The 25665-nt window shown below is 64.7% G+C and carries 24 protein-coding genes, 1 tRNA gene and 1 riboswitch; of the genes, 13 read left to right on the top strand and 12 right to left on the bottom strand.

Annotated elements, in window-relative coordinates:
• Window positions 1-25: 25 nt before the first annotated feature.
• The 3 genes from U5A67_RS22720 to recA all read right to left on the bottom strand — a co-directional run bounded on the left by U5A67_RS22720 (window position 26) and on the right by recA (window position 3026).
• Complete coding sequence (locus U5A67_RS22720; RefSeq protein WP_205983325.1) at window positions 26-721, bottom strand: DUF2889 domain-containing protein; 696 nt, start codon at window positions 719-721, stop codon at window positions 26-28.
• A gap of 129 nt (window positions 722-850) precedes the next feature.
• Window positions 851-1639 (bottom strand): recombination regulator RecX, encoded by a 789-nt coding sequence (gene recX, locus U5A67_RS22715; protein ID WP_415767908.1) that lies wholly within the window; start codon window positions 1637-1639, stop codon window positions 851-853.
• 310 nt (window positions 1640-1949) lie between these two features.
• Complete coding sequence (gene recA / locus U5A67_RS22710) at window positions 1950-3026, bottom strand: recombinase RecA (protein ID WP_205983327.1); 1077 nt, start codon at window positions 3024-3026, stop codon at window positions 1950-1952.
• A gap of 281 nt (window positions 3027-3307) precedes the next feature.
• Here recA and U5A67_RS22705 point away from each other — a divergent pair, with 281 nt between their 5' ends.
• From U5A67_RS22705 to U5A67_RS22690, 4 genes are all read left to right on the top strand, one after another.
• The gene (locus tag U5A67_RS22705; RefSeq protein WP_321816244.1) at window positions 3308-4075 is read left to right on the top strand and encodes a response regulator transcription factor; all 768 of its coding nucleotides are present in this window, start codon (window positions 3308-3310) and stop codon (window positions 4073-4075) included.
• Between the two features lie 12 nt (window positions 4076-4087).
• Complete coding sequence (locus tag U5A67_RS22700; RefSeq protein ID WP_321816243.1) at window positions 4088-5671, top strand: sensor histidine kinase; 1584 nt, start codon at window positions 4088-4090, stop codon at window positions 5669-5671.
• 293 nt (window positions 5672-5964) lie between these two features.
• On the top strand, window positions 5965-7623 hold the full coding sequence (locus tag U5A67_RS22695) for an MFS transporter (RefSeq protein WP_205983330.1): 1659 nt from the start codon (window positions 5965-5967) through the stop codon (window positions 7621-7623).
• A 95-nt stretch (window positions 7624-7718) separates the two neighbouring features.
• Window positions 7719-7795 (top strand) — tRNA-Met (locus U5A67_RS22690).
• Between the two features lie 105 nt (window positions 7796-7900).
• Here U5A67_RS22690 and U5A67_RS22685 read toward each other — a convergent pair.
• Both U5A67_RS22685 and U5A67_RS22680 read right to left on the bottom strand, forming a co-directional pair.
• Complete coding sequence (locus tag U5A67_RS22685) at window positions 7901-8917, bottom strand: sensor domain-containing diguanylate cyclase (RefSeq protein WP_241023447.1); 1017 nt, start codon at window positions 8915-8917, stop codon at window positions 7901-7903.
• Window positions 8918-9052: 135 nt separating this feature from the next.
• The gene (locus U5A67_RS22680; RefSeq protein WP_321816242.1) at window positions 9053-9706 is read right to left on the bottom strand and encodes a FadR/GntR family transcriptional regulator; all 654 of its coding nucleotides are present in this window, start codon (window positions 9704-9706) and stop codon (window positions 9053-9055) included.
• A 184-nt stretch (window positions 9707-9890) separates the two neighbouring features.
• Between U5A67_RS22680 and dgoD the strand changes: the two genes are divergently transcribed.
• Window positions 9891-11039, top strand: coding sequence for a galactonate dehydratase (gene dgoD, locus U5A67_RS22675; RefSeq protein ID WP_321816241.1), 1149 nt, complete (start codon window positions 9891-9893; stop codon window positions 11037-11039).
• Between the two features lie 310 nt (window positions 11040-11349).
• Window positions 11350-11649 carry a hypothetical protein gene (locus U5A67_RS22670; protein WP_205983335.1) on the top strand — a complete coding sequence of 100 codons (300 nt, stop codon included), beginning with the start codon at window positions 11350-11352 and terminating at the stop codon, window positions 11647-11649.
• Between the two features lie 30 nt (window positions 11650-11679).
• On the opposite strand, the gene U5A67_RS22665 is transcribed toward U5A67_RS22670, so the two are convergent.
• Complete coding sequence (locus U5A67_RS22665) at window positions 11680-12606, bottom strand: CopD family protein (protein ID WP_321816240.1); 927 nt, start codon at window positions 12604-12606, stop codon at window positions 11680-11682.
• Between the two features lie 72 nt (window positions 12607-12678).
• Here U5A67_RS22665 and U5A67_RS22660 point away from each other — a divergent pair, with 72 nt between their 5' ends.
• The 5 genes from U5A67_RS22660 (at window position 12679) to U5A67_RS22640 (ending at window position 18107) form a co-directional block, all read left to right on the top strand.
• Entirely contained in the window at window positions 12679-12930 is a 252-nt protein-coding gene (locus U5A67_RS22660; RefSeq protein WP_321816239.1) for a hypothetical protein, read from the top strand.
• 229 nt (window positions 12931-13159) lie between these two features.
• A complete protein-coding gene (locus tag U5A67_RS22655; RefSeq protein ID WP_205983338.1) occupies window positions 13160-13915 on the top strand; it encodes a c-type cytochrome in 756 nt (251 codons plus the stop codon).
• Window positions 13916-13936: 21 nt separating this feature from the next.
• Complete coding sequence (locus tag U5A67_RS22650; protein ID WP_205983339.1) at window positions 13937-15232, top strand: c-type cytochrome; 1296 nt, start codon at window positions 13937-13939, stop codon at window positions 15230-15232.
• A 325-nt stretch (window positions 15233-15557) separates the two neighbouring features.
• Window positions 15558-16178, top strand: coding sequence for a PAQR family membrane homeostasis protein TrhA (trhA, locus tag U5A67_RS22645; protein ID WP_205983340.1), 621 nt, complete (start codon window positions 15558-15560; stop codon window positions 16176-16178).
• 264 nt (window positions 16179-16442) lie between these two features.
• On the top strand, window positions 16443-18107 hold the full coding sequence (locus U5A67_RS22640) for a DEAD/DEAH box helicase (RefSeq protein WP_321816238.1): 1665 nt from the start codon (window positions 16443-16445) through the stop codon (window positions 18105-18107).
• Between the two features lie 68 nt (window positions 18108-18175).
• On the opposite strand, the gene U5A67_RS22635 is transcribed toward U5A67_RS22640, so the two are convergent.
• Complete coding sequence (locus U5A67_RS22635) at window positions 18176-19009, bottom strand: ferritin-like domain-containing protein (protein WP_205983342.1); 834 nt, start codon at window positions 19007-19009, stop codon at window positions 18176-18178.
• Window positions 19010-19896: 887 nt separating this feature from the next.
• Here U5A67_RS22635 and U5A67_RS22630 point away from each other — a divergent pair.
• On the top strand, window positions 19897-20094 hold the full coding sequence (locus tag U5A67_RS22630; RefSeq protein ID WP_028217863.1) for a hypothetical protein: 198 nt from the start codon (window positions 19897-19899) through the stop codon (window positions 20092-20094).
• A 295-nt stretch (window positions 20095-20389) separates the two neighbouring features.
• On the opposite strand, the gene U5A67_RS22625 is transcribed toward U5A67_RS22630, so the two are convergent.
• Window positions 20390-20770 (bottom strand): hypothetical protein, encoded by a 381-nt coding sequence (locus U5A67_RS22625; RefSeq protein WP_321816237.1) that lies wholly within the window; start codon window positions 20768-20770, stop codon window positions 20390-20392.
• A gap of 187 nt (window positions 20771-20957) precedes the next feature.
• Here U5A67_RS22625 and U5A67_RS22620 point away from each other — a divergent pair, with 187 nt between their 5' ends.
• A complete protein-coding gene (locus tag U5A67_RS22620) occupies window positions 20958-21644 on the top strand; it encodes an HAD family hydrolase (RefSeq protein WP_205983344.1) in 687 nt (228 codons plus the stop codon).
• 89 nt (window positions 21645-21733) lie between these two features.
• Here the strand turns inward: U5A67_RS22620 and ribB are convergent, their stop codons facing one another.
• The 4 genes from ribB to U5A67_RS22600 form a co-directional block, all read right to left on the bottom strand.
• Entirely contained in the window at window positions 21734-22453 is a 720-nt protein-coding gene (ribB, locus tag U5A67_RS22615; protein WP_205983345.1) for a 3,4-dihydroxy-2-butanone-4-phosphate synthase, read from the bottom strand.
• Window positions 22454-22646: 193 nt separating this feature from the next.
• Window positions 22647-22811: riboswitch (FMN riboswitch) on the bottom strand.
• Window positions 22812-22963: 152 nt separating this feature from the next.
• Complete coding sequence (locus tag U5A67_RS22610; protein ID WP_321816236.1) at window positions 22964-23800, bottom strand: XRE family transcriptional regulator; 837 nt, start codon at window positions 23798-23800, stop codon at window positions 22964-22966.
• 161 nt (window positions 23801-23961) lie between these two features.
• Window positions 23962-25167: an MFS transporter gene (locus U5A67_RS22605; RefSeq protein WP_321816235.1), complete on the bottom strand. Its 1206-nt coding sequence runs from the start codon at window positions 25165-25167 to the stop codon at window positions 23962-23964.
• Between the two features lie 44 nt (window positions 25168-25211).
• A complete protein-coding gene (locus U5A67_RS22600; RefSeq protein ID WP_321816234.1) occupies window positions 25212-25589 on the bottom strand; it encodes a VOC family protein in 378 nt (125 codons plus the stop codon).
• Between the last annotated feature and the right edge of the window lie 76 nt (window positions 25590-25665).

Raw genomic sequence — 25665 nt, 5'->3', positions numbered from 1 at the left:
GGAGTGAACTTCGTTTCCGCTGTTGTTATTCATGCGCGACGGCGTCGGCCTTGCCATCCTGGCGCGGCCCAGTGTCTTCGCGCACGCTGGTACCTGCCCCGCTACGCTCTTGCGAACGCGGCGCGTGGCCATACCAGCGCGGATAAAACTGCTTGACCGCCTCGCCGTCGAACCGCAGCGCGTGGCAGCGGCCGAGCTGGAAAGGCGGTTTTTCACCGGTGGCGGTGTCGTCGCCGGCGGTCTTGCCGTGGTCCGGTCCTGCGTCGTCGCCTGGATTGCCGTTCGAAACATCCCACACGGCTCCCACGAATGCCTGAACGGCGACAGTCGGCAACACGCCCAACATTTCTGTGAGATGCGTGCAGCCAGCCGTGCCGGCGAGCAGCCGGCCCGCTTCGCGGCGGAAATTCTGGAGGAGATTGAGCCCGATAAGGGCCCGATAGGCGGGATTGGCGTTCTGGCACTGACCGTCGTAAGGCACCCAGTCGGACGACGCTTCAGCGTCGACGACATTGAGCTTGCGATCGATCGTGATTCGAAGCCAGAGTTCATGGATCGGCAAACCATTGGGCCGGATACCGGATGCAAGCGGCACGTCGCGAGGCTTGTGATCCGTCAGGCACGCGTCGATATCCCAGAGGCCGTCTTCGCGCTCATAGGCGACCGCCCGGATAGCGCGCTGATGACGCAACTGGCGAGGCGCGGGCGGAGAGAGCGGCATACTAGGTAAGACCGGATTAGAAAACTTCTCGAGTTTAACATACCGGGTATTTGAGACAGCCACGATCTCGCACCCCCTCTAGAAGCTTGTTTCGAGACGTTTTTTGATCCTGGCGGATCATTTTTTCGATCAATCGCCCGAAAAGTCCTCCTCGATGCCTTTGAGGATCTTGCCGATGATCGACATCGAAAAACCGCGGGCGGCGAGAAAACGCGCCTGACGTGCGCGCTCGGCCGGCGTCTGCGGTAATTGACCATACTTCTTCTGCCAGACTGCACGCGCACGCGTGAGTTCCGTCTCGCGCAACTGCGAATTCACTTCCTGGATCAGTTCCTCACCGACAGCATGCCGCTTGAGTTCGCTGACGATGCGCCCCGCGCCCACGCGCGACGCACGGCGGTAGACGACGCTTTCGGCGAAACGCGCATCGGAAAGCCAGCCTTCGCGTTCGAGCGCGTCGAGCAGCGCTTCGAGTTCGTCGGCGTCTTCGGTATAGGTCATCAGCTTGCGCGAGAGTTCCGCGCGGCTGTACTCGCGGCGCGACAGATAGCCTAGCGCGCGGCCCTTGAGCGAACGCTCGGGGCGCTGCCTGTTCGCAGCAGCCGCGTTGGCCTTGCGCGCGGCGCGCATCGTGGAACTGCGCTCGTAACTGTCGCCGGTTTCTTCGCGGATTTTTTCGGCCGCGCGCGCAATGTCGTGCGCATCGAACGATTCGGAATCGTCGAAATCGTTGCTGCGGCGGGAACTGCGTGTGAATGACTGCGCGGTTCGCTGAGCGGTTGACCCGGAAGCCGCAAGCGGCGTGCGGCGCGATGCGCGTGCGGGTTCACCACTCGCAGCATTCGATACAGGCGATGGCGATGCATCGACAATGCCGGCGAGATCGGCAGGCGTATCGAAGAACGCCTCGAACGGCACTTCGAATACCGCGCCGCCTTCGTCGTCGAGTTCGGGCGTGGAGGAATGGGACAAAAGTTGAGGCTCGGAATGCACAAAGCCGCGATCGCCCGAATGGGCGTCGCGGCTTTGCGAGGTAATACAGGATGAATCGTGGGACCGGTCAAGGGAAGCGAAGGAGCGCCGGGCGGCGCTCCGTTCACCACTGCCTGCATCACGCAAACGCCCGGCTTCGTCCGCAGACGAAGCCTTCGCGGCCTGCGGCGGCGCCGAGGTCAATCCGCGCTTGCGCATCACAGTCGTGCTCCCCCTTAAGGGCCCGATTCAGGACTTATTCTTCGTCTGCGATTTCGACTTCGCCGGAATCCTTGACGCCATCCGGCATCGTGCTGACGCCGAGCGATTCGCGGATGCGGTTTTCGATCTCGCGAGCGATGTCCGTGTTTTCGCGCAGGAATTCGCGGGCGTTGTCCTTGCCCTGGCCAATGCGCTCGCCGTTATAGCTGTACCACGCACCGGCCTTGTCGACGATCTTGGCCTGCACGCCCAGGTCGATGATTTCGCCCTGACGCGAGATGCCTTCACCGTAGAGGATGTCGAACACGGCTTCGCGGAACGGCGGCGAGACCTTGTTCTTGACGACCTTCACACGCGTTTCGCTGCCGATGACTTCGTCGTTCTTCTTGATCGAACCGATACGGCGAATGTCCAGACGCACCGACGAGTAGAACTTCAGCGCGTTACCGCCCGTGGTGGTTTCCGGGTTGCCGAACATCACACCGATCTTCATACGGATCTGGTTGATGAAGATCACCATGCAGTTCGTCTTCTTGATCGTGCCGGTGAGCTTGCGCAGCGCCTGCGACATCAGACGAGCCTGCAGACCCGGCAGCGAGTCGCCCATTTCGCCTTCGATTTCAGCCTTCGGCACGAGTGCCGCGACCGAGTCGATCACGATCATGTCGATCGAGCCCGAGCGCACCAGTGCGTCCGTGATTTCGAGTGCCTGTTCGCCCGTGTCCGGCTGCGAAATCAGCAGTTCCGGCACGTTCACGCCAAGCTTCGAGGCGTACTGCACGTCGAGCGCGTGTTCCGCGTCGATAAACGCTGCCGTGCCGCCGATCTTTTGCAGTTCTGCGATCACCTGCAGCGTGAGCGTGGTCTTGCCCGACGATTCCGGACCATAGATTTCAACCACGCGGCCACGCGGCAGACCGCCAACGCCGAGAGCGATGTCGAGGCCGAGCGAACCCGTGGAGACCACCTGGATGTCCTCGACCGCGTCGCCGTCGCCGAGTCGCATGATCGACCCTTTGCCGAACTGCTTTTCGATCTGCGCGAGCGCGGCAGCCAGTGCCTTGCCCTTCTCAGCAGTCAGCCCAGCCGAGCCTTTCTTGCTATCTTCCATGAATCGTCCTTTGCTATGATGAACGGCGTCTGATGACGATGCACGCGCTCGCTTGAGACATGTTTTTGACACATGACGAGCGGTGCGCACGAACCCAGACACTGTATAAAAAAACAGTAGTTTTGGCAAGCACGTTTTCAACTAACGCGCACGCCGAAACCGCGAATTTCCGGAGACCGCCGTGCGCCGACCGTTCAGGCCCCAAGCCTGCGAACACGGCGCCGGTGCTGCGAAGCGCGCGCGGCAGCCACGTCGCGCTTCGAAGGCAACGCTTGCGCACCATGCGAATCCTCATTGCCGAAGACGACAGCATACTCGCGGACGGCCTCGTCCGATCACTCCGCCAGGCGGGCTATGCCGTTGATCACGTGCGTACCGGCGTGGACGCCGATACTGCCTTGTCGATGCAGTCTTTCGACCTGCTGATCCTCGATCTGGGCCTGCCGAAAATGCCCGGCCTGGAAGTGCTGCGACGTTTGCGCGCGCGCAATTCCAACCTGCCCGTTCTGATCCTCACCGCCGCCGATAGCGTCGACGAGCGCGTCAAAGGGCTCGATCTGGGCGCCGACGATTACATGGCCAAACCCTTCGCGCTCAACGAACTGGAAGCGCGCGTGCGGGCGCTCACGCGGCGCGGCGCGGGCGGCGGGCCGACCGTCGTGCGGCACGGCGCGCTGTCGTTCGATCAGGTGGGGCGCGTGGCGCACATCCACGAGCAGGTGCTCGATCTGTCGGCGCGCGAACTGGGTGTGCTCGAAGTGCTGCTGCAGCGGCTCGGGCGGCTGGTGTCGAAGGAACAACTGGTCGATCACCTCTGCGAATGGGGCGAGGAAGTCAGCAACAACGCGATCGAGGTCTATGTCCACCGGCTGCGCAAAAAACTGGAAACCGGCGGCGTGCGCATCGTGACCGTGCGCGGGCTGGGTTACTGTCTGGAGAAGGAAGCCAAGGAAACCGCGCAACCGGCTGCGCCATCGAGCGCCGCCACGCAGGCCGATTCACAGGCCGATTCGCCGCCCGCCATGCCGGCCAGCCACTACTTCAAATAGCCAGGCGCGACGATGGCCGAGCCCGCTCCCGCCGCGCGCAGCCAGCCGGCTTCGTCCGCCAGCCTGAACGCCGCATCGGCGCTATCCGGCGCGCTCGACGACGAAGCGCGCGACGCCCGCTACGCCAACCCCTTCGCCCCGCCCGACGAAGCCGAAGCCGCCGCCGAGGCGCGCCCGCGCTCGCTGTTCGGCGAAATCCTCGACTGGATGCTCGCGCCGTTGCTGCTGCTCTGGCCGATGAGCATCGCGGTTACCTATCTGGTCGCCAAATCCATCGCCAACGGGCCGTTCGACCGCGCGCTCGAAACCGATGCCTACGTGCTCGCGCGCCAGATCCATCCGGTCAACGGCGTGGCCGAACTGACGCTGCCCGATTCCACGCGCGACTTCCTGCGCGCCGATAACGTCGACAGCGTCTACTACCAGGTGCTCGGCAGCCGTGGCGAACTGGTGGGCGGCGACCGCGATATGCCGCTGCCGCGCGACGACGACCGCCCTTCGCCCGGCCTCGTGGAATTCCGCGACGACACGCTGCACGGCATCGACATCCGCGTGGCCTATACGACGGTCGAACCGCAGCATCTGTCCGGCTCGCAACCCGTGCTCGTGCAGGTGGCCGAAACGCTCGACAAGCGCCGCGCGCTCGCCAACGACATCATCAAGGGCGTGATCCTGCCGCAGTTCGTGATCCTGCCGCTCGCGATCCTGCTGGTGTGGTTCGGCCTGTCGCGCGGCCTCGCGCCGCTGCACGCGCTGCAATCGAACATGCGCATGCGCCGCCCCGACGATCTCTCGCCGCTCGAAGCGCGCCGCGCGCCGCCCGAAATCGAGCCGCTCGTCACCTCGTTCAACGACCTGCTCACGCGGCTCGAACAGAACATGGAACTGCAAAAGCGTTTTATCGCCGATGCCGCGCATCAGATGAAGACGCCGCTCGCGGGCCTGCGCACCCAGGCCGAACTCGCGCTGCGCCAGCACGCCTCGCCCGAGGTGCATCGCTCGCTCGAACAGATCGCGACGAGTTCCGAGCAGGCGGCGCGGCTCGTCACGCAACTGCTGGCGCTGGCGCGTGCCGAAAACCGCATGTCGGGGCAGATTTTCACGCCCGTCGACGTGACCGAAGTCGCGCGTCATGCGGTGCGCGACTGGGTTCAGCCGGCGCTCGCGCGGCAGATGGATCTGGGCTACGAAGGCCCGGAAGACGCCGATCAAGCGACCGCTGTTCTGGTCGACGGCAACCCGGTGATGCTGCGCGAAATGCTGTCGAATCTGATCGACAACGCGATCCGCTACACGCCCACGGGCGGGCGCATCACCGTGCGCGTGCGGCCCGAGCCCGCCGCGCGCGCCGTGCATCTGGAGGTGGAAGACACGGGCATCGGCATTCCCGTGGGCGAGCGCGAGCGCGTGCAGGAGCGCTTCTATCGCATTCTCGGCCGCGACGGCGACGGCAGCGGCCTGGGGCTCGCGATCGTGCGCGAAATCGCGACGATGCACGGCGGCACGCTCGCCATCGACGACAACGTCTACCAGGAAGCGCCGCGACTGGCCGGAACGCTCGTGCGCGTGACGCTGCGGCTACGCGCTGTTTCCTGACACGACCCAGCCGAAACTGACAGCGAAAGCGTCAAAAGCCGCGAAAACGGGGATGGGACTTTCCCTGATGCGGCTCGCACGCGCCGCCACAACACTTGATCGATATAGCCAAATGGCACATCGTTGCCATCAATTTAAACAACAATAAGCGACGATAAAAACAAATCCACATCCCAGTCGCGCGCCTGAAATCATCCCTAGTCCGTCAGAACCCCGTAAGTTTCCATTCCAATAATGCAGCGCAGGACCGCCTCGACCGCGGGCCCACACGCACATCAAAATTGGAGACACATATGGCAACCGTTGGCGGACAAGTCTCGCACTCGCCGATGACCCGCGACGAAAAACGCGTGATCTTCGCGTCGTCGCTCGGCACCGTGTTCGAGTGGTACGACTTCTATCTGGCCGGCTCGCTCGCGGCCTTTATCAGCAAGAGCTTTTTCTCCGGCGTCAATCCCACGGCGGGCTTCATCTTCACGCTGCTCGGCTTTGCCGCGGGCTTCGCCGTGCGTCCGTTCGGCGCGATCGTGTTCGGGCGCCTGGGCGATCTGGTCGGCCGCAAACACACCTTCCTCGTCACCATCGTCATCATGGGTCTGTCGACCTTCGTGGTCGGCTTTTTGCCCGGCTATGCGTCGATCGGCATCGCCGCGCCGGTGATCTTCATCCTCATGCGGCTGCTGCAAGGTCTCGCGCTCGGCGGCGAGTACGGCGGCGCGGCCACCTATGTCGCGGAACACGCACCGCCCGGACGCCGCGGTTTCTACACCGCCTGGATTCAGACGACCGCCACGCTCGGCCTGTTCCTCTCGCTGCTCGTGATCCTCGGCGTGCGCACCACGGTGGGCGAAGAAGCGTTCGGCGCATGGGCGTGGCGCGTGCCGTTCGTCGCGTCGATCCTGCTGCTCGCGGTGTCGGTGTGGATTCGCCTGCAACTCGACGAATCGCCGGCCTTCAAGCGCATCAAGGCCGAAGGCAAAGTGTCGAAGGCGCCGCTCACCGAAGCGTTCGGTCAGTGGAAGAACCTCAAGATCGTGATCCTCGCGCTGATCGGCGTGACGGCCGGCCAGGCCGTGGTCTGGTACACGGGCCAGTTCTACGCGCTGTTCTTCCTCACGCAGACGCTCAAGGTCGATGGTGCGAGCGCCAATATCCTGATCGCGGTGGCGCTGCTGATCGGCACGCCGTTCTTCCTGTTCTTCGGCTCGCTGTCGGACAAGATCGGTCGCAAGCCGATCATCATGGCCGGCTGCCTGATCGCGGCGCTCGCCTACTTCCCGCTCTTCAAGGCGCTCACGCACTACGCGAACCCGGCGCTCGAAGCCGCGACCGCGCGCGCACCGATCGTCGTGATCGCGAACCCGGACGAATGCTCGTTCCAGTTCAACCCGGTGGGCACGTCGAAGTTCACGAGCTCGTGCGACGTGGCCAAGAGCGCACTGTCGAAGGCCGGCCTGAACTACTCGAACGTGGCGGCGCCGGCGGGCACGATGGCGCAGATCAAGGTGGGCGACACGACCGTCGACACCTTCGACGGCAAGGCGCCAGGCGCCAAGGAGGCGGGCGCGGCGTTCGACAAGACGCTTTCGGGCGCATTGAAGAGCGCGGGCTATCCGCTCAAGGCCGATCCCGCGCAGATCAACTGGCCGATGACCGTGGTGATCCTGACGATCCTCGTGATCTTCGTGACGATGGTGTACGGGCCGATCGCGGCGATGCTGGTGGAAATGTTCCCGACGCGGATTCGCTATACGTCGATGTCGCTGCCCTATCACATCGGCAATGGCTGGTTCGGCGGCTTCCTGCCTGCGACGGCGTTTGCGATCGTGGCGGCGCGCGGCGATATCTACTCGGGGCTCTGGTATCCGATCATCATCGCGCTGGCGACCTTCGTGATCGGCATGCTGTTCGTGAAGGAGACCAAGGATTCGGATATCTACTCGCAGGATTGAGCGGGCGTATTCCGATGGCGGCCCCGGCGCCCTGAAAAAGTTTTGAGAAAGTGCTTGACAGGGTGCCGGGCACCCTACATAATCTCTCTTCTCAAGGCGAATTAGCTCAGCCGGTTAGAGCGACGGAATCATAATCCGCAGGTCCGGGGTTCGAATCCCTGATTCGCCACCAAATGCGAAAGCCGCTGTTTCGAAAGAAACAGCGGCTTTTTCTATTTGCGCGTCTGGAGTCGACACGCTGCGCGGCGTGACTGCAACCTCACACCGCGCGCCCACCTCACCCCGCCACCCGTCTCCCCCGCTTCGCCTGATACATCGCCTTATCGGCCAGATCGATCAGCGCGGTCATCTCCATCCCGTCTTCCGGCAGCACCGCCACACCCACGCTCACGCCCAGGTCGATCGACTGCCCTTCGAACTCGAATGGCTCGCCCACTTTTTCGGTGATCCGTTGCGAGTACACCTCGGCATCATGGCGACCGTGGATACCCGGCAGGATCATCGCGAATTCGTCGCCGCCCACGCGCGCGGCCGTATCGACGCGACGGCTATTGCGCGCGATGCGCGACGCCGTCTCCTTGATCGCCGCATCGCCGGCGCGATGGCCGTAGCGGTCGTTGATCGGCTTGAGGCCGTCCATGTCGAGATTGAGCACGCCCAGGCCGCCGGCCGAGCGCACCGCCAGATCCACCGACTGGCGCAGCCGGTCGTAGAACAGCGCGCGGTTCGGCAAACCGGTCAGCGCATCGTGCGTCGCGCGCAGATAAAGCTCGCTGGTTTCATGACGCGCGGCATGGAACATCGCCGCGGCGATCAAGCCGGAAATGAGCGAGAGCGCGGCGATATCGTCGTCGCTGAAAGCGCTCACTTCGGGCGCCACCACCTTCAGCACGCCCACGGTCGTTTCCAGATGCTTGAGCGGCGTCACGATCATCGAGCGCAGGCCCGCGCGTCGGCAGGCTTCGCGATCCACGCGCGGATCGTTTTCCGAATCGTCGCAACGCAGGATCTCACCCGTGCTCACGCACAGTCCCGACAGGCTCGAACCGCGCGCGAGGCGCAGGCCCAGCATGCTCGCCACGCTGCCCGAGGCCGCGCGGTAGACCATATCGTCGCCTTCGGCGAGTTCGACCGCCGCGCCCTGCGCGCCAGTCAGCATTTCGGCCCGTTCTGCGACGAAGGCCATCACGCCGCCGAGGTCGAGCCCGAGGCGCGCGATATCCGACTGCGCGCGGATGATTTCGAGGAGCGTGGCGTTGTCCAGTTGCGGGCCGCCGGGTGCGTTCATCATCATGTCAAACGTTTGCGGAGTGAGACTGCATGCGGAAAAAAGTCAGCGTGGAAATCGTGCGGCCTGACGGCGCCGTAAGCCGCGCCGCGCGAATGACCGCGCTGAAGCATAGCAAATTCGCCCACCACAGCGCCGAACCTATCCTTCGATGCGCTCCCGCGTCACGCGCAGCAGCGCGGCCATCGCTTCGCGCGCGGCGGCGGCGTCGCGTCGGGCGATCGCGGCGGCCACCGCCGTGTGATCGGGCAGCGCGGCGTTGAAGACATCGGCGCGTTTGGCGTTCACGCGCAACTGACCTTCGAGCGTGCGCCCGATCAGCACGCCCAGCGGCACCAGCAGTTCGTTGCGGCAGGCCGAGAGCACGGCCAGGTGAAAGCGCAGGTCGGCGCGCACCCATTCGTCGACGTTGCGCGCAGCCGCCATCGCCGCATGCGCGTCTTCGATCAGCGAAAGCGCGGCGGCGTCGTGTGCGCTCGCCGCGAGACCCGCCGCGTACGGCTCGATCATCTCGCGCATTTCCTGCAGCTTGAGCGCGAACGCCAGCGGCGGCGCAACGCGCGCGTACCAGTCGAGCAGATCGGCGTCGAGCAGGTTCCAGGCGGCGCGTTCGCGCACGCGCGTGCCCACCTTCGGCCGCGACTCCACGAGGCCTTTGGACGTGAGCGTGCGCAGCGCCTCGCGCAGCACCGTGCGGCTGACGTCGAAGCGCTCCATGAGTTCGGCTTCGCGCGGCAGGACTTCGCCGGGCGCGTGGTCGCCGCGCAGGATCGCGCTGCCGAGTTCGTAGGCCACCGTGCCGTGCAGATCGCGCTGAATGGCTGTTCTCCTGGATATTGGGAATCGACGCGAAATAATACTATTAATAGCACTTTAAGGCGAGTTTCGGCGGATTTTGCAGTAGCATGTGCGTCGAGACGCGCCGGGCACCTCGCCTGCGCGCAACCGCCCAGTAACTGGATTGGATTGGAGACACCGCATGAAAATCACCAAGCTCGAAACCTTCGTCGTGCCGCCGCGCTGGCTGTTTCTCAAGATCGAAACGGACGAAGGCATCGTCGGCTGGGGCGAGCCGATCGTCGAGGGTCGCGCGCACACGGTCGAAGCCGCCGTGCAGGAACTGGCCGATTACCTGATCGGCAAAGACCCGCTGCTGATCGAGGACCACTGGCAGGTGATGTATCGCGCGGGTTTCTATCGCGGCGGCCCGATCACGATGAGCGCGATCGCCGGCGTCGATCAGGCGCTCTGGGACATCAAGGGCAAGCATCATGGCGTGCCCGTGCACGCGCTGCTCGGCGGCCAGGTGCGCGACAAGATCAAGGTGTATTCGTGGATCGGCGGCGACCGTCCGAGCGATGTCGCGAACAATGCGCGCGCCGTGGTCGAGCGCGGCTTCAAGGCCGTCAAGATGAACGGTTCGGAAGAACTGCAGATCATCGATACCTGGGACAAGGTGCAGGGCGTGATCGACAACGTCGCGGCCGTGCGCGAGGCCGTGGGCCCGAACGTGGGGATCGGCGTGGACTTCCATGGCCGCGTGCACAAGCCGATGGCCAAGGTGCTCGCGAAGGAGCTCGATCCGTACAAGCTGATGTTTATCGAAGAGCCGGTGCTCTCGGAAAACGTCGAGGCGCTGCGCGACATCGTCAACCAGACCAGCACGCCGATCGCGCTGGGCGAGCGTCTGTACTCGCGCTGGGACTTCAAGCACATCCTCGCGAACGGTTTCGTCGACATCATCCAGCCGGACGCGTCGCATGCGGGCGGTATCACCGAATGCCGCAAGATCGCCGCGATGGCGGAGGCCTACGACGTGGCGCTCGCGCTGCACTGCCCGCTCGGGCCGATTGCGCTCGCAACCTGTCTGCAGCTCGACGCGGTGAGCTACAACGCGTTCATCCAGGAGCAGAGCCTGGGCATTCACTACAACAAGGGCAACGATCTGCTCGACTACATCCGCAACCCGGAAGTGTTCAAGTATGAAAACGGCTTCGTATCGATTCCGCAGGGTCCGGGTCTGGGCATCGAAGTGAACGAGGAGAAGGTGCGCGAGATGGCGAAGACCGGCCACCGCTGGCGCAATCCGGTGTGGCGCCACGAGGACGGCAGCGTCGCCGAGTGGTGATCGCTGCGAATGAATCGCGAATGAGCCGAGAATGTTACGGCGTTACGTGACGGCCCATCTGGACCACGTTTCAACGCCGTAACGTTTGAGGCCGCTTTTCGGCATGAAGGCCGCGTAGTGCCCCTGGGCACGCGCGGCCTTCGTCGTTTTCGCACATAAGGTTTGTCGCCCGCAAAGCCGCGCCGCACAAGGCCCGGCAGGCGTGCGCGAAAGCGCTGTACAGCAGAGCCGGCGCGGCTTGCACGCCGCTGGCCTGGTCCTTGCTGAATCTCCTGTGAGACCAACACAAAAAGCTACAGGGGATAACAACATGGACACCATGCTCCCGGACTATCTGATCCGCGAACAGGCCGCCGTTCTTGCGCTCGTCGTTTTCGGCCTGACGCGCATCATTGCCGCGGCGCTCGCCTGCACGCGCGGCTGGCGCATCGCGGTACTCGAGCAGAGCTTTATCGGCGTCGCGGTGCTCTGGTGCGCGCCGCAACTGATCGAGCTGATTGCGCATCCGTCTTCCGTGGTCGCGCTCGCGGAACTCGAAGGCAAGGCCATCGGCTGCGCGATGGCCCTGTTCTTCTCGCCGATTCTCAGCCATCGGCTTGGCTACGAGTGAGCATGCGACGCCGCTTCAATGAGCGACGTTTCAGCCTTGCAACACGTAGCCCGGCACGCTATGCGCAAGCACGGCCGCAATCACCAGCACGGCCATCATCACGAGCGCTTCCAGATGCAGCACGTTGACGAAGCGCCGGGCCGCGCCCGTCGACGCCGCACGACGCAGTTCGGGCATCGCCACCACGCGGTTGAAGCCGCCTAGCAGCAGCGCCAGCACGACCAGCGCGAGCTTGGCGAGCAGCACGTGGCCCCACGTGCTCGCCTGCAGCGCTTCGATCGAGCCGCCCGTGCCGCGAATGCCGTTGAACACGCCCGTCGCCAGCACGAGGCCGACGGCGAACACCGCTACGTTCGACACCTGCCCCGCCGTGCGGATCAGCACGCCGCGCGCCGTCGATGCGCCCAGCGCCGGCAACACCGCCAGCCCGCCCGCCATGACGATGCCGCTCCACGCGCTCGCGCTCAGCACATGCAGCGTGTTCAGGCCGAGCGCCGCCGAGGCGAAGCCGGCATCGGCTGCATGACCGAGACCCGCGCGGCCCGCCGCCACCACGATGATCGCCAGCCACATCACGCCGTCGCGCAGCGGGCCGTTCGATGCGAGCGCCGTCGCCAGCAGCACCAGCGCACCCACGAACGCGACGCTCCACGCGTGGCCCACGTGCGTCTGCCCGAGCACCGTCGAGATCACGCCGAACGCGTTCGGCAATGTTTCACCGCTGATCGACGCGCTTTCGTACAGCAGCCAGATCGCCAGCGCGACCACGAGCACGAGCGAGGCGGCGCGCAGCGAGCGTTGCGCGCGCAGCCACGCGAGACGCGCGGGCGCGACCGCGCTGCGCGCGTCCTTTTCGAGCCACGCGCCATAAAGCGCGGAGCCGAGCGCGAAGGCATAAGCGAGGTTCACGAGGGCCGCCATGGCGACCTGCCCGATCCAGAGCCAGTCAGCTTTCATCGGAAGGCGCCCTCCGCGGGTGCGCGGCGTGCGCACTCATCGGGGCGCGCCTGCTGGATCGAATCGGATAGCGTGGGGAAGGCTAAAAGTGCGAAAAGTGCAATTGGAGTCATCGAGACAAGTGGCAAGGAAACAACAGGAAACGTGGCGAGCGGGCCGATGGCAACTGCGGGCGCCTTTTCAGGACGCGCCTGCTTCGATAGCCGAGGCGTGGATCGGTTCAACGGCATCGTCATGGGCGCGCATCGATGGCATCGATCTGGCGGCGACACGCCAAAAATGATGACCGAAGGCAGGGACAATCCCGAGTCACGGATCGGCTAACAGGTGCAGAATCATAACCGGCGTCGTTGCGACCATCCGCCACGTGCGAGTTCGGGCAAGCCCGCGTTGGCGGCCCGCTGGCAGTTGTGGCAAAAAGTCTCCATTGGTCGCGATGAGGTCGCGATGCCAGAACTGGCTGCGTAGCCGCAGCGCGCACGGTCTCTTTCGCTTTCATCGCGCGCAGCCTCAAGCCGGGCCGCACGAAGCCTGGTCAGGTCCACGATAAAGAATGGAGTCACGCGTGTCCCCAAGACGTATCCTCCGACCGCTCATTCCGCTCGTCGCGCCGCTGGGAGCCGCATTGCTGTTCGGCACGACCGGAATGTTCAGCGCTGCTTCCGCACAGACCCCGCAACCGAAAGCCCCCGACACGATCGAATCGCGCGTGCAGGGCTGTACGGCGTGTCACGGCTCGCACGGCCAGGGAACCGACAACGACTACTTCCCGCGCCTCGCAGGCAAGCCCGCCGAGTATCTCTACAACCAGCTGATGAATTTTCGCGACGGGCGCCGCAAGTACCCGCCGATGAATTACCTGGTGACCTATCTCTCGGACGAGTACCTGCACGAGATCGCCACGTACTTCTCGCAGCAGCGTCCGCCCTATCCGCCGCCCGCGAAGCCTTCGGTGAACGACAGCACGCTCGCGCGCGGCCAGGCAATCGTGCTGCGCGGCGATCCGGCCAAACAGGTGCCCGCGTGCGCGGCCTGCCACGGCGCGAAGCTCACCGGCATGGAGCCGGCGATTCCTGGTCTGGTCGGGCTGCATTCGGACTACATCAGCGCGCAGATCGGCGCATGGCGCTCGGGTTCGCGTCACGCCAAGGCGCCCGACTGCATGCATGAGATCGCCACGCGCCTCACGGACGAAGACGTGAATGCCGTCGCGGCCTGGCTGTCGACGCAAAATGCGCCGCAAAATCCCGTGCCGGCTGCGGCGGGCTCGTTGAAGACGCCGCTCGCGTGCGGCAGCGAACCGCAATAACGCGCCGGGGGAGACAGCCATATGAACCGCAAGTCCCTGTTCGCCCTGTCCACAGTCGTGCTTGCCGCCGCCGCGGCGCTCGTGCCCGTGCTGTGGACCGGCAACACCTATCTGCACAACAACGCGGCGCAGGCGGCCACGCCCGCCGATCAGGCCGATCTCATCAAGAAGGGCGAATATCTCGCCCGCGCCGGCGACTGTATCGCCTGCCACACGGTACGCGGCGGCAAGATCTTCGCGGGCGGCCTGCCGATGGCGACGCCCTTCGGCACGCTCTACACGCCGAACATCACGCCCGACGACAAGGACGGCATCGGCAAATGGAGCGCCGACGACTTCTACCGCGCCATGCACACGGGCCGCTCGAAGGACGGCAGCCTGCTCTATCCGGCCTTCCCGTTCACGAGCTACACCAAGGTCTCGCGCGCGGATTCGGACGCGATCTACGCCTACCTGCGCTCCGTGCCGCCAGTGGGCGTGCCGAGCCGCCCGCACGAGCTGAAATTCCCGTTCAACAACCGCAATCTGCTGATCGGCTGGCGCACGCTGTTCTTCCGCGAAGGCGAGTACAAGCCCGATCCCACCAAATCGGTCGAGTGGAATCGGGGCGCGTATCTGGTCGAAGGCCTTGGCCACTGCGGCATGTGCCACACGTCGATCAACATGATGGGCGCGCCGGTCAATTCATCGGCGTTCGCGGGCGGGCTGATTCCGCTGCAGAACTGGTACGCGCCGTCGCTCACGTCGAGTGAAGGCGGTCTCGGCGACTGGGACATGAAGGACATCGCCAGCCTGCTCAAGACCGGCGTGTCGGAGCGCGGCGCGGTGTTCGGCCCGATGGCGGACGTGATCCATAACAGTCTGCAATATGTTTCCGACGACGACATCCACGCGATGGCGACCTATCTGAAGACGATTCCGCAGAAGAAAGAAGCGCCCGAGAACATGCAGATGGAAACCTCGGATACGTTCGGCGGCGAACTCTTACAGCAAGGTCAGAAGATCTACCATGACCAGTGTGCAAAGTGTCACGCGGAGAACGGCCTCGGCATGCCGCCGAATTTCCCGCCGCTCGCGAACAATCAGTCGATCCAGATGCACTCGGCTGTGAATCCGATCCGCATGGTGCTCAATGGCGGCTATCCGCCCAGCACGCAGGGCAATCCACGCCCGTATGGCATGCCGCCGTTCGCGCAGGCGCTGTCGAATCAGGAAGTGGCAGCGGTCGTGACCTTTATTCGCATGTCGTGGGGCAACAAGGGCACGCCGGTGTCCCCGCAGCAGGTGGCCGATCTGCGCTCCGCGCCGCTCGACTAGGGTATCCCCTGCTATAGTGACGCTTGCCTGATCAGGGCGCAGCCGGCAAAACGCCGTCGGCTGCGCCCTTCGCTATTTGGCGGTCCGGACAGGGATTTGAGCAGTTCTTGCGAAGTTTTCGGGCATTGAATCGGGCAGTCGCCGGACCGTTTGCGGACCACTGCGCTGCCCAGAACAGTTGAACGAACCGTTTTTTAAGCACGGCGCGAGCGGCGCACGAAAACGGCGGCAAAGCGGGTTTGCCGCGTTTGAGGTGCCGGATCGGCATGACGACCGGGATCGACATGCCGACGTCACGGGGCAAGAAGAACAAGGAGTTGTCGTCATGCACGCCGGTGAGCGTCTGAACAGCATTACTCACCTCGTGGGCGCCATGTTGTCGGTCGCGGGGCTGGTGTCGCTCGTGACGCTCGGTGCGCTCGATCACGACGCGTACAAGGTCGTGAGCTTCGCCGTCTATGGCGCGATGCTGTGCGCGCTGTACACGATTTCCACGCTCTATCACGGCGTACGCGGACCGCGCATCAAGGCCGTGCTGCAGAAGTGCGACCACGCCGCGATCTATCTGCTGATCGCGGGCAGCTATACTCCGTTCTCGCTTGTGACGCTACGCGGGCCGTGGGGCTGGTCGCTGTTTGGCGTGAGCTGGGGTCTTGCCGTGCTCGGCATCGCCCAGGAACTCACGCTCGGACGCCGCACACGCGTGCTGTCGATGGTGCTGTACGTGGTGATGGGCTGGCTCGCGCTGGTCGCGGTCAAGCCGCTCATCAGCACGCTGCCCGCTGCCGGCACCGCATGGCTGCTGGCCGGCGGCATCATCTATAGCGTCGGTATTTATTTTTTCGTCAATGACGAGCGCATCCGGCACGGACATGGAATCTGGCATCTGTTCGTGCTCGCCGGGAGCGTCTGTCAATTCGTGAGCGTCGCGGGCTACGTCGCCTGACGCGTCGCCCCGGGAATCGTCCCCCGGGGAATCCACACGAAGCCCATCGCGCGGCGGCCGCAGTGTCCGCGGCTGTGCGATGCAACCCTATGCCAGCCGACGCTCCGCGAGAGCGTCGACAAGCGGCGCGCGCACTGGCGCGCCGTCCGAATAAACGCGGATGGATGCGCGTGCCGGGTTTGCATGCGTGCAAAACCACGCCGCGCAGCGCGCCGGATATCGGCTGCGCCTGCCGTCCGCGATACTGCAATACAACAGGTGTTTATGTCTTTTGATTCTCTCGGCTTGTCCGAACCGCTGGTCCGCGCTGTCAACGAACTGGGCTACACCACGCCCACGCCCATCCAGACGCAAGCTATTCCGGCCGTGCTCGGCGGCGGCGACCTGCTCGCCGGCGCGCAGACCGGTACCGGCAAGACCGCTGGCTTCACGCTGCCGATCCTGCAACGCCTGAGCGAAATGGAACCGCACGCGAGCGGCAAGCGCGTCGTGCGCGCGCTGATCCTCACGCCCACGCGCGAGCTGGCCGCGCAGGTCGAAGAAAGCGTGCGCGCCTACGGCAAGTACCTGAAGATCAAGTCGACGGTCATGTTCGGCGGCGTCGGCATCAATCCGCAGATCGACGCCCTGCGCCGCGGCGTGGATATCGTGGTGGCCACGCCCGGCCGTCTGCTCGATCACATGCAGCAGAAGACCATCGACCTCTCGCAGCTCGAAATTCTCGTGCTCGATGAAGCCGACCGCATGCTCGACATGGGCTTCATCCACGACATCAAGCGCGTGCTCGCCAAGCTGCCGCCCAAGCGCCAGAACCTGCTTTTCTCGGCCACCTTCGCCGATGAAATCAAGGCGCTCGCCGACAGCCTGCTCGACTCGCCCGCACTGATCGAAGTCGCGCGCCGCAACACCACCGCGGAAACCGTCGCGCAGAAGGTGTATCCGGTCGATCGCGACCGCAAGCGCGAACTGCTCACGCATCTGATCCGCCAGCACAACTGGTTCCAGGTGCTGGTGTTCACGCGCACCAAGCACGGCGCGAACCGTCTGGCCGAACAGCTCACGAAGGACGGCATCAGCGCGCTGGCGATTCACGGCAACAAGAGCCAGTCGGCGCGTACGCGCGCGCTGTCCGAATTCAAGGACGGCACGCTGCAGGTGCTGGTGGCGACCGATATCGCCGCGCGCGGCATCGACATCGATCAACTGCCGCACGTGGTCAACTTCGATTTGCCGAACGTGCCCGAAGACTACGTGCACCGTATCGGCCGCACGGGCCGCGCGGGTGCGACGGGCGAAGCGGTGTCGCTGGTTTGCGTCGACGAACATCAGCTGCTCAAGGACATCGAGCGCCTGATCAAGCGCGCGGTGCCGCAGGAAGTGATTCCGGGCTTCGAGCCGGACCCGAACGCCAAGCCCGAGCCGATCCAGCGCCGCAGCCAGCCGCAAGGCCGCGGTCAGCAGCAACAAGGTCGTGGCCAGCAAGGTCAGGGCCGTGGCGCGTCGCAGGGCGGCAATGGCGGCGGCGCGAAGCCGGCGCAAGGTCGTGGCGAACCGCGTGGCGGGAATCGCGAAGGTGGCCGTGAAGGTGGCCGTGATAGCAACCGCGCGCACGCGGGTAATGGTGGCAATGGTGGCAACGGCGGCCAGCGCGCAGCCAAGCCGGCGTCCAGCGGCATCCGCACCGCCAAGCCGGTGAAGCAGCAAGGCTCGGCGAATCAAGGCGGCAACCAGGGTGCGAATCATGGCGCCAACCACGGCTCGCAAGGCGGCCGCGGCGAACATACGCGCCGCGAAAGCCAGCGCGGCGTCTCGCACGAAAGCGCGCTGGGCCGTACGCAGCAACGCAAGCCGCAGTCGAACCCGGGCGCCCTGCTCGGCGGTCGTCCGGGCGGTTCGCGCCGCGACGGCAACGGTCAGCGCGACCGCTAACAAGCCCGCACGCCAGATGCACAAAGGCCCGCTACGCAGCGGGCCTTTTTCATTTCAGCGCCAGAAAATCAGCGGAAAAACACGTGCTGCGTGATCTTCGTGAGCGGGTAATGCACGCTCGGCTGAATGCGCGCGGGCAGATTGAGCGGCTTGAGCAGCATCTTCACGCACATATCGGCGGAAAGATTGTGGCGCACCAGCTTGTTCACGCGCGCGGTGAGTTCGCGGTTATAGGCGGCGTCCTTCACGCGCTCCGGATAGCGAATCGCAAACACGTGACGCAGCGCAATCTCCGAGTCCTCGTTCTTGATCTCCATCACGCGGCGCATCAGCGCGCCGAGCACGGCAAGGCGCCCTTGCCCCTCGACCTGGTTGTACTTCTTGAAGTACTTGAAAAAGTGCTTGTAGTGGCGCACTTCGTCGCTGCGGATGTTGTCGGTGATTTCCTTGAGCACCGGCTCGTTCGAGCATTCGCCGATAGCGCGATAAAGCGTGGCCGTGCCCGTCTCCACCACGCAGCGCGCGACCATCTCCAGCGCGCGCGTCTTCTCGAATTCTTCGAACGAGCAGGTCTTTGAGTATTCCTCAAAGAAGTTCTTGAACGCGGTATCCCAGTCGAATTCCGGCCAGACGTAGTTGATGTACGTCTTCAGCGCGCGGCCGTGCTGCATCTCCTCGTGTTCCCACTCGTTGTTGAGCCAGTCGGACACTTCCGGATCGCCGTTAAAGAACACGCTCAGGTTGCTCGTGTAAAGGTCCGAGCCGCTTTCGATAAACGATGACGCGCACAGCAGCAGCAGCAAGTCTTCGTTCGCTGCGGCACGCTGCCGGTCGATCCGCGTGAGGTCGATATCTTCGATGCGCCAGGGCATTACATGACCCGGCTCATTGTCATTGCGCATTGCGTCTTGCTCCCAAAGCGGTATCGGCTCCTGCTGCACCTCGCTACCCGGTCTTGCGCCCAGGCCGCGTAGCGAAAGGTACCAGCCCTTTTTACTTTATCTTAGCTGCTGTTTCGCGAAGCTGCAGTCTGAGAGCACAGACCGATCCCGATCCCCGCAGTTCCAGGAAGAGTTAACTTGTAAGGCGCGCGTGAGCGTGCCAACAGACTTCTGCAAGCAGCGCATTGGCGCGCCTTGCGCCGGCGAGACGCAGCCTGGCTTTGCCTTGCACCCCGCTCGACACCTTCTCGCAGCGAGCGCACATCGGTTTGCAATCCTCTGCAAATTCCGAAGCAAACGGCGCGCCTGAAAGGTGAACACAAGGTGAAAAAAAGCTAAAGCGCATAACCGAGGAAAGGTTCCATACTGCCGCCTTGACGACGTCTGCGCGCCCCGTCCAACGCATCTCGCATCAGGCTTCGCGAGCGTTCATGATGCATGCCGCAACGCATGACGCAGCGCGGCTAATCAGCGCTGCGAACCATTGCGCATTCTTGCGCTGCCGCACGAACTTCAAGTGAATTCAAGGATTTGCGCGCGACCCTCGACCGCCGCTGCGGGCATCGATTGTCAAACGGAATATTTTTGGGGTGTGGTTTGTACAACGCTGCAGGTTTGCCTACACTGCAGTTCCCCGGCGCCAATCCAGGCTGGATGGCCGTTTGGCTTCATTTGCGACGTACGTCGATCGCCGCCCCGATCAATGACGCATGACAGCAAACGAACGCTGATCCAGCACACGCATCGCGCCGTCGCAGGCTTTCGCGCACGCCCACCGCATCCTCTGTCACTCGCCGCCCAGCCCGGCCGCGCAACGTGACCTCTGATGCGGCCACACGGAGAGAAAGATGCTGAGTCCGCATGAATTCGCCACCCTGCTGCTAGTCAAGGACGCGCCCAACCAGATCGACATGGAACGCGAAGAACTCGACGCCCTCCTCGAACGACAGCTCGTACAGCTGGAACGCCTGGCTTCCGGCCTCCAGCAATGGCGACTGACCGAAATCGGCGACTCTGCATTACGCGCGATTAAACGGTTTTCATAAACCACGGGCGCGCACGTTGATGCGCTGTACGCCCGCCACTCACAACCGCTCCAGTTTCACCCTATTGTCTCGACCTGCGCGGATGCCGGGATCGTCCGCCAGCACGTTACGTCGAGCCCATCCCCGATGCAGGCGTACGGCAGTTCATGCTTACGTCTGCAGTGCATGGTCACGCGGACCCGCGCGCTTCATGCCCGCGTGACCATTTTTTTGCCACCGCAACCGCCCGCCTTTCGCCGATGACCGCGCCGCAACGCGTGGTGCATCGTCATGTGCGGCCGCACTTCATCGGTGTTCACCCGCCGCGCAAAGTCGGGTCCGCCGATGCGCGCCACGTCACCGCCTGCGCACGCTGCGCATTCAGATAGTCGATCCAGGCATTGCGCGCCGCGGCACCGGCGCCGCTCGCCGCGTAGTGCTGCGCGAGGCCCGCCTGGAAGCCGCAGAACTGCGCCTGCGGCAGCTTGCCGTGACGGTTCGCGACGTACGCGTCGTACACCGCCGCATAGACAGCCGGGGTATCCGCGCCGTAATCGTGCTGCTGGGCGCCGCACATCTGCTGCAGATCGGCAAATGGCGGCGCGCGCCAGCCGCCCGCGAGCCCCGACGCACTCGTGCATCCGGCCACGCAGCCCGCTACGAGCGCCGCCGCACCGATCATCGCAAGTCCTCGCATCGCATTCCCCGCTGTCTGGTTGATGCGGCATTGTCGCATCGCGCGGCGCGGGCGACAGCCAGCGCGCACGGCCAGGGTGCCGCAAAAGCACGTATCATGAAGGCTTTCCATCGTCCCGCCTTGCCGGCCCACGCGGGCTCGCCGCCTTGCCCGGCCGTGAGTTGCTCCGCTTTTTTTCGTCTTGCGCATGATCGACCATCTCATCTGCGACTGCGACGGCGTGCTCGTCGACAGCGAAGTCATTGCCGACCACGTCATCTTCGATACCCTTAGCCGCACGTTTCCCGGCGTCGATTTCCGCTCCACCGTGGCGGGCGCGTTCGGGCAGCAGACCTCGCGTTTTCTCGCCGACGTCGCCGCGCGCTTCAATCTCACGATGCCCGAGAATTTTCTCGACACCATAGACCACAACTGCGAAGTCGCGATCGCCGAATCGGTGAGCCCGATCAACGGCGTGCGCGATGCGCTGCGTCGCGTGACGCTGCCCGCCGCCGTGGTTTCGAACAGCCGCATGACGCGCGTGCACGCTTCGGTGCGACGCGCCGGGCTCGACACGATCTTCGGCGAGCGCATCTTCAGCGCCGAGCAGGTTGCGCGACCCAAGCCTTATCCCGATGTCTATCTCTTCGCGGCGAAGACGCTCGGCGTGGAGCCCTCGCGCTGCCTCGTGGTGGAGGACAGCATTTCCGGGCTGAACGCGGCGCGCGCGGCGGGCATGAAGACGATTGCCTTCGTGGGCGCGAGCCATATCCCGTCGGGCTATGCCGATGTGCTGCGCGAGATGGGCATCACGCGCATCATGGAGCACATGGACGAACTGCCCGCGCTCGTGGAAGCGGGCGTGCGCGGCGAGTTCGGCGACGTGCAGTCGTAAGGCCCGATCGCCGTCCAGCCAGAAATGAAAAACGGCGCGTGGGCCAGCAGGCCACACGCGCCGTTTCTATTTGCGTCGATACGCGCCGATCAAACCAGTTCGGCGTTACGCTCGCGCGCCAGTGCCAGCGATTCGCGGAACTCGACCAGTTCGGCGATCGTGAGCATCGGCAGGTTGTGCAGTTTGGCGAAGTCGTCGACCTGCTGGCCGCGCGCCATCGTGCCGTCCGGGTTCATCAGTTCGCACAGCACGCCGGCCGGTTCGAGGCCCGCGAGCGCCGCCAGATCGACGGTGCCTTCGGTGTGGCCGCGGCGCGTCAGCACGCCGCCCGGCTGCGCGCGCAGCGGGAACACGTGGCCGGGGCGCACGATATGCTCGGGCTTCGCATCGGCGGCGATGGCTGCGCGAATCGTAGTCACGCGGTCGGCAGCCGACACGCCCGTGCTCACGCCGTCACGCGCTTCGATCGAGACCGTGAAGGCGGTGCGGTTGCGGCTTTCGTTGTGCGAGACCATCGGCGGCAGTTCGAGTGCGCGCACTTTCTCGTCGGACAGACACAGGCAGACGATCCCGCTGCATTCGCGGATGAACAGCGCCATCGTCTCGTTGGTCAGGTTCTGGGCGGCGCAGACGAGATCGGCTTCGTCTTCGCGGTCGTGGTCGTCCTGCAGCACGACCGGGCGGCCTTCGCGCATGGCTTGCAGCGCGGCGGCGATGCGCGGCGGCACCACTTCGGTTTCGAGCAGGGAAAGATCGTCGATGGCGTCGAACGGCACATCGGCGGACACAGCATTGCGGGTAAAGGACATGTGAAACGCTCCTCGCAAGAGTTGGGCGAAAAACGTTTCAGGGCATTGCAAACAGACAGGAATCCCCGTCGCACGTCGTCCGGCACACGACGCATCTTGAAAATCAGCTCGCGGTATTCATCCGCAAAATCCAATCGACAAAGACACGCACGCAGGCCGGAAAGCCGCGGCGGATGGGCAAACATGACCATCTGCACATCTTCTTCCATCCGGACTATGACCGTCGGCTCTGGCTTCGCACCAGATCTGCTGACCCCGCAAAAAACCACACGCGGGCGCTCGCGGGCTCGCTGACCTGACCTTTCGGCCGGGCCGGCATACCGCCGGTGGGGAATTTCACCCCGCCCTGAAGACGCACTGATTACCGGATGATGACCTCATCAAACCGGCGGGCAAAGGATACAACAGGCCGCGCAATCGTGCAGCGCGGTAAAAAACCAGTAGACAAATAGCGCGCGGCGCGTCTTGTGCAGTGCGGCAAAGCGCTGCCTGCCCGGTCTGGCGCGACGCTCATGCCGATTGATGCGCGGCCAGCGCTTCGCCGCCCAGCGCGCCCGCACCGTGCGGGACGTCCCAGCGCGGCGGCGTTTCAGCGTTGAGCGTCACGCGGAACACGCGCGCTTCGGTGTCGCCGGGATTGCGCAGGCTGTGCGGTTGATCGGCGTCGAACACGATGGCGTCGCCGGTCGCGAGCAACTGGCGGCGGTCGTGCACGCTCACTTCCAGCGTGCCTTCGCTGACCACCAGATTGACGGTCGTGCCCGGCGCGCGGCGCGAGCCCGCCTCCGTGTGCAGCGGCGCGATGCGCAGTTCGTGGAATTCGGCGGTGGCCGGGCTGTCTTCGGGATAAAGCGCGCGTGCCGAGTAGCGGCCGTCGGCGCTGACGCGGCGGGCGGCGCGATCGGCGGGCAAATGTTCGAAGCCGCTTACCGCATGGCGGCGCAGGAATGCCGACACCGACACCTTGAGCGCCGCCGCCACCTTGCAGAGCACCTTGATCGACGGCACGCTGCGCGCCGATTCGACCTGCGCGAGCATGGCCCGCGAGACGCCCGAAGCGCGCGCCAGGGCGTCGAGCGAAAGCTGCCGTTCGGCACGCAGTCGCGCGAGATTCACGCCAACCAGATATTCGAGCGCATCGAACGGACCTTCGCCGCGTGCGGTATGCGATGCCGCGAGCGCATCCGCAGAGAGCGACGCAGACAGCGCCGCGTGTTCATCGGCTTGATCGTGCGGCGATTCATGTGGCGAGTTATGCGGCGATACATGCGGCGCATCGAGCGAATCCGCCGACCGATGCGTAGTAGTGCGATGTGCGTCCCTCACGAGCGCGAGCGGTGAATGCATGGCTGCCTCCCAGGCGCGCCGATATTGGCGCTAGAGCTTGAATGGAGGCAAGACTAGCATCGCGTCCCGCCGCGCCCAACGAAGTTATCTTCACACTGATATCAGCATTGCAGAGCGCGATTTCGGGAATGCTTTCGCATCCTGATCATATGTTCCCAGGCTCAGCAGGCGTCCTGCCGAATCGCGACTTGCGCGGCCGTTTTCAGCGGCGCGCCGGGTGTCGCTGCACGCTTGTCGTGCCGCGCCGCAAACCACGTCAGCACCAGCGCCGCGATGGCCACCACCGCCGCCACCCACGGCAGCGCATCGAGCGCCACGCCACGTGCAATCGCCATCCCGCCGAGCCACGCGCCCAGCGCATTGCCCATGTTGAAGGCGCCGATGTTGAGCGTCGAGGCAAGGTTCGGCGCGGCGGCGGCCTTCGCCACCACGCGCATCTGCAGCGGCGGCACGGTCGCGAACGCGGCGATACCCCAGACGAACAGCGTGATCGCGGCGGGCACACCTGCGTGGCTCGTCTTCGTGAAGATCGCCATGACCACGGCGAGCGCGACGAGAATGCCCATCAGTGAAGGCATCAGCGCGCGATCCGCCAGCTTGCCGCCGAGCGTGTTGCCCAGCGTCAGCCCGACGCCGAACAGCACGAGCATCAGCGTCACGCCGCGCGGCGTGAAACCGCTCACCTGTTCGAGAATCGGCGCGATGTAGGTGAACACGACGAACACGCCGCCAAAGCCCAGCACCGTCATGCCCAGCGCCATCCACACCTGCGGATCGCGCAGCACGCGCACTTCCTGACCGAGGCTGACCGGGCCGCTGTCGTGCCGGTTCGGCACCAGCGCCGTCACGCCGATCAGCGAAATCACGCCGAGTGCACTCACGATCCAGAACGCCACGCGCCAGCCGAACTGCTGGCCGATCGCCGTGCCGAACGGCACGCCCAGCACCGTCGCGAGCGTGAGCCCCGTGAACATCAGCGCGATGGCGCTGGCGCGCTTTTCCTGCGGCACGAGCGAGGCCGCCACCACCGCGCCGATGCCAAAGAACGAACCGTGCGCGAACGAAGCGACGACGCGCGCGACCATCAGCAGCGCGTAGTTATCGGCCATCGCGCACATCACGTTGCCGACGATAAACACGCCCATCAGCAATTGCAGCGCGAGCTTGCGCGGCATGCGGCTGGTGAGCACGGCGAGCACCGGCGCGCCCACGGCCACGCCCAGCGCGTAGCCGCTCACCAGCAGGCCGGCGGCGGGAATCGTCACGCCCAAATCGCGCGCGACGTCGGGCAGCAGGCCCATGATGAGGAACTCGGTGGTGCCGATGGCAAAAGCGCTGATTGCCAGCGCAAGCAAGGGAATAGGCATCGCAATCTCCTGATGGCCTGAATGTGTGTGATGAGTGCTGCGGTTCAGCCCGCCGCCGTCACGAACTCGACGACCACGCCCGGCGCGAGCGCGACGAACAATTGCCGCTCTCCGCTCAAGGGCACGTCCGCGAGTTGATACGGCACGTCATGCGATTCGATGCGCGCGAGCAGCGCCTGCCATTCGTCGCCGGGCGCGACGCGAAACGCCACGTGATCGAAGCGCGGCGCCACGCGCGCGGGCCGCGCGCCGGGCATCGTCGAATCGACCAGATGGACGACGGGACGCCCGTTCGCGTAAAGCCAGTAGCCGCCCACCGAAAACGGCGGACGCGGCCCGTTCTCCAGTCCGGCGATGTCGCAAAAGAAACGGCGCGCGCCTTCCAGATCGGGCGTGACGAGGGTGACGTGATCGAGTTGCATGGCGGGTCCTGGGGCGGCGTGGCGGGCAAAACCTGAAAACACGCGCATTGTCGGTGCTCCACGCGATTTTGATAAT

The sequence above is a fragment of the Paraburkholderia sp. J69-1 genome, from assembly GCF_905220255.1.
Taxonomy (GTDB): Bacteria; Pseudomonadota; Gammaproteobacteria; order Burkholderiales; family Burkholderiaceae; genus Paraburkholderia.
This window is presented reverse-complemented; position numbering and strand designations above follow the sequence as displayed.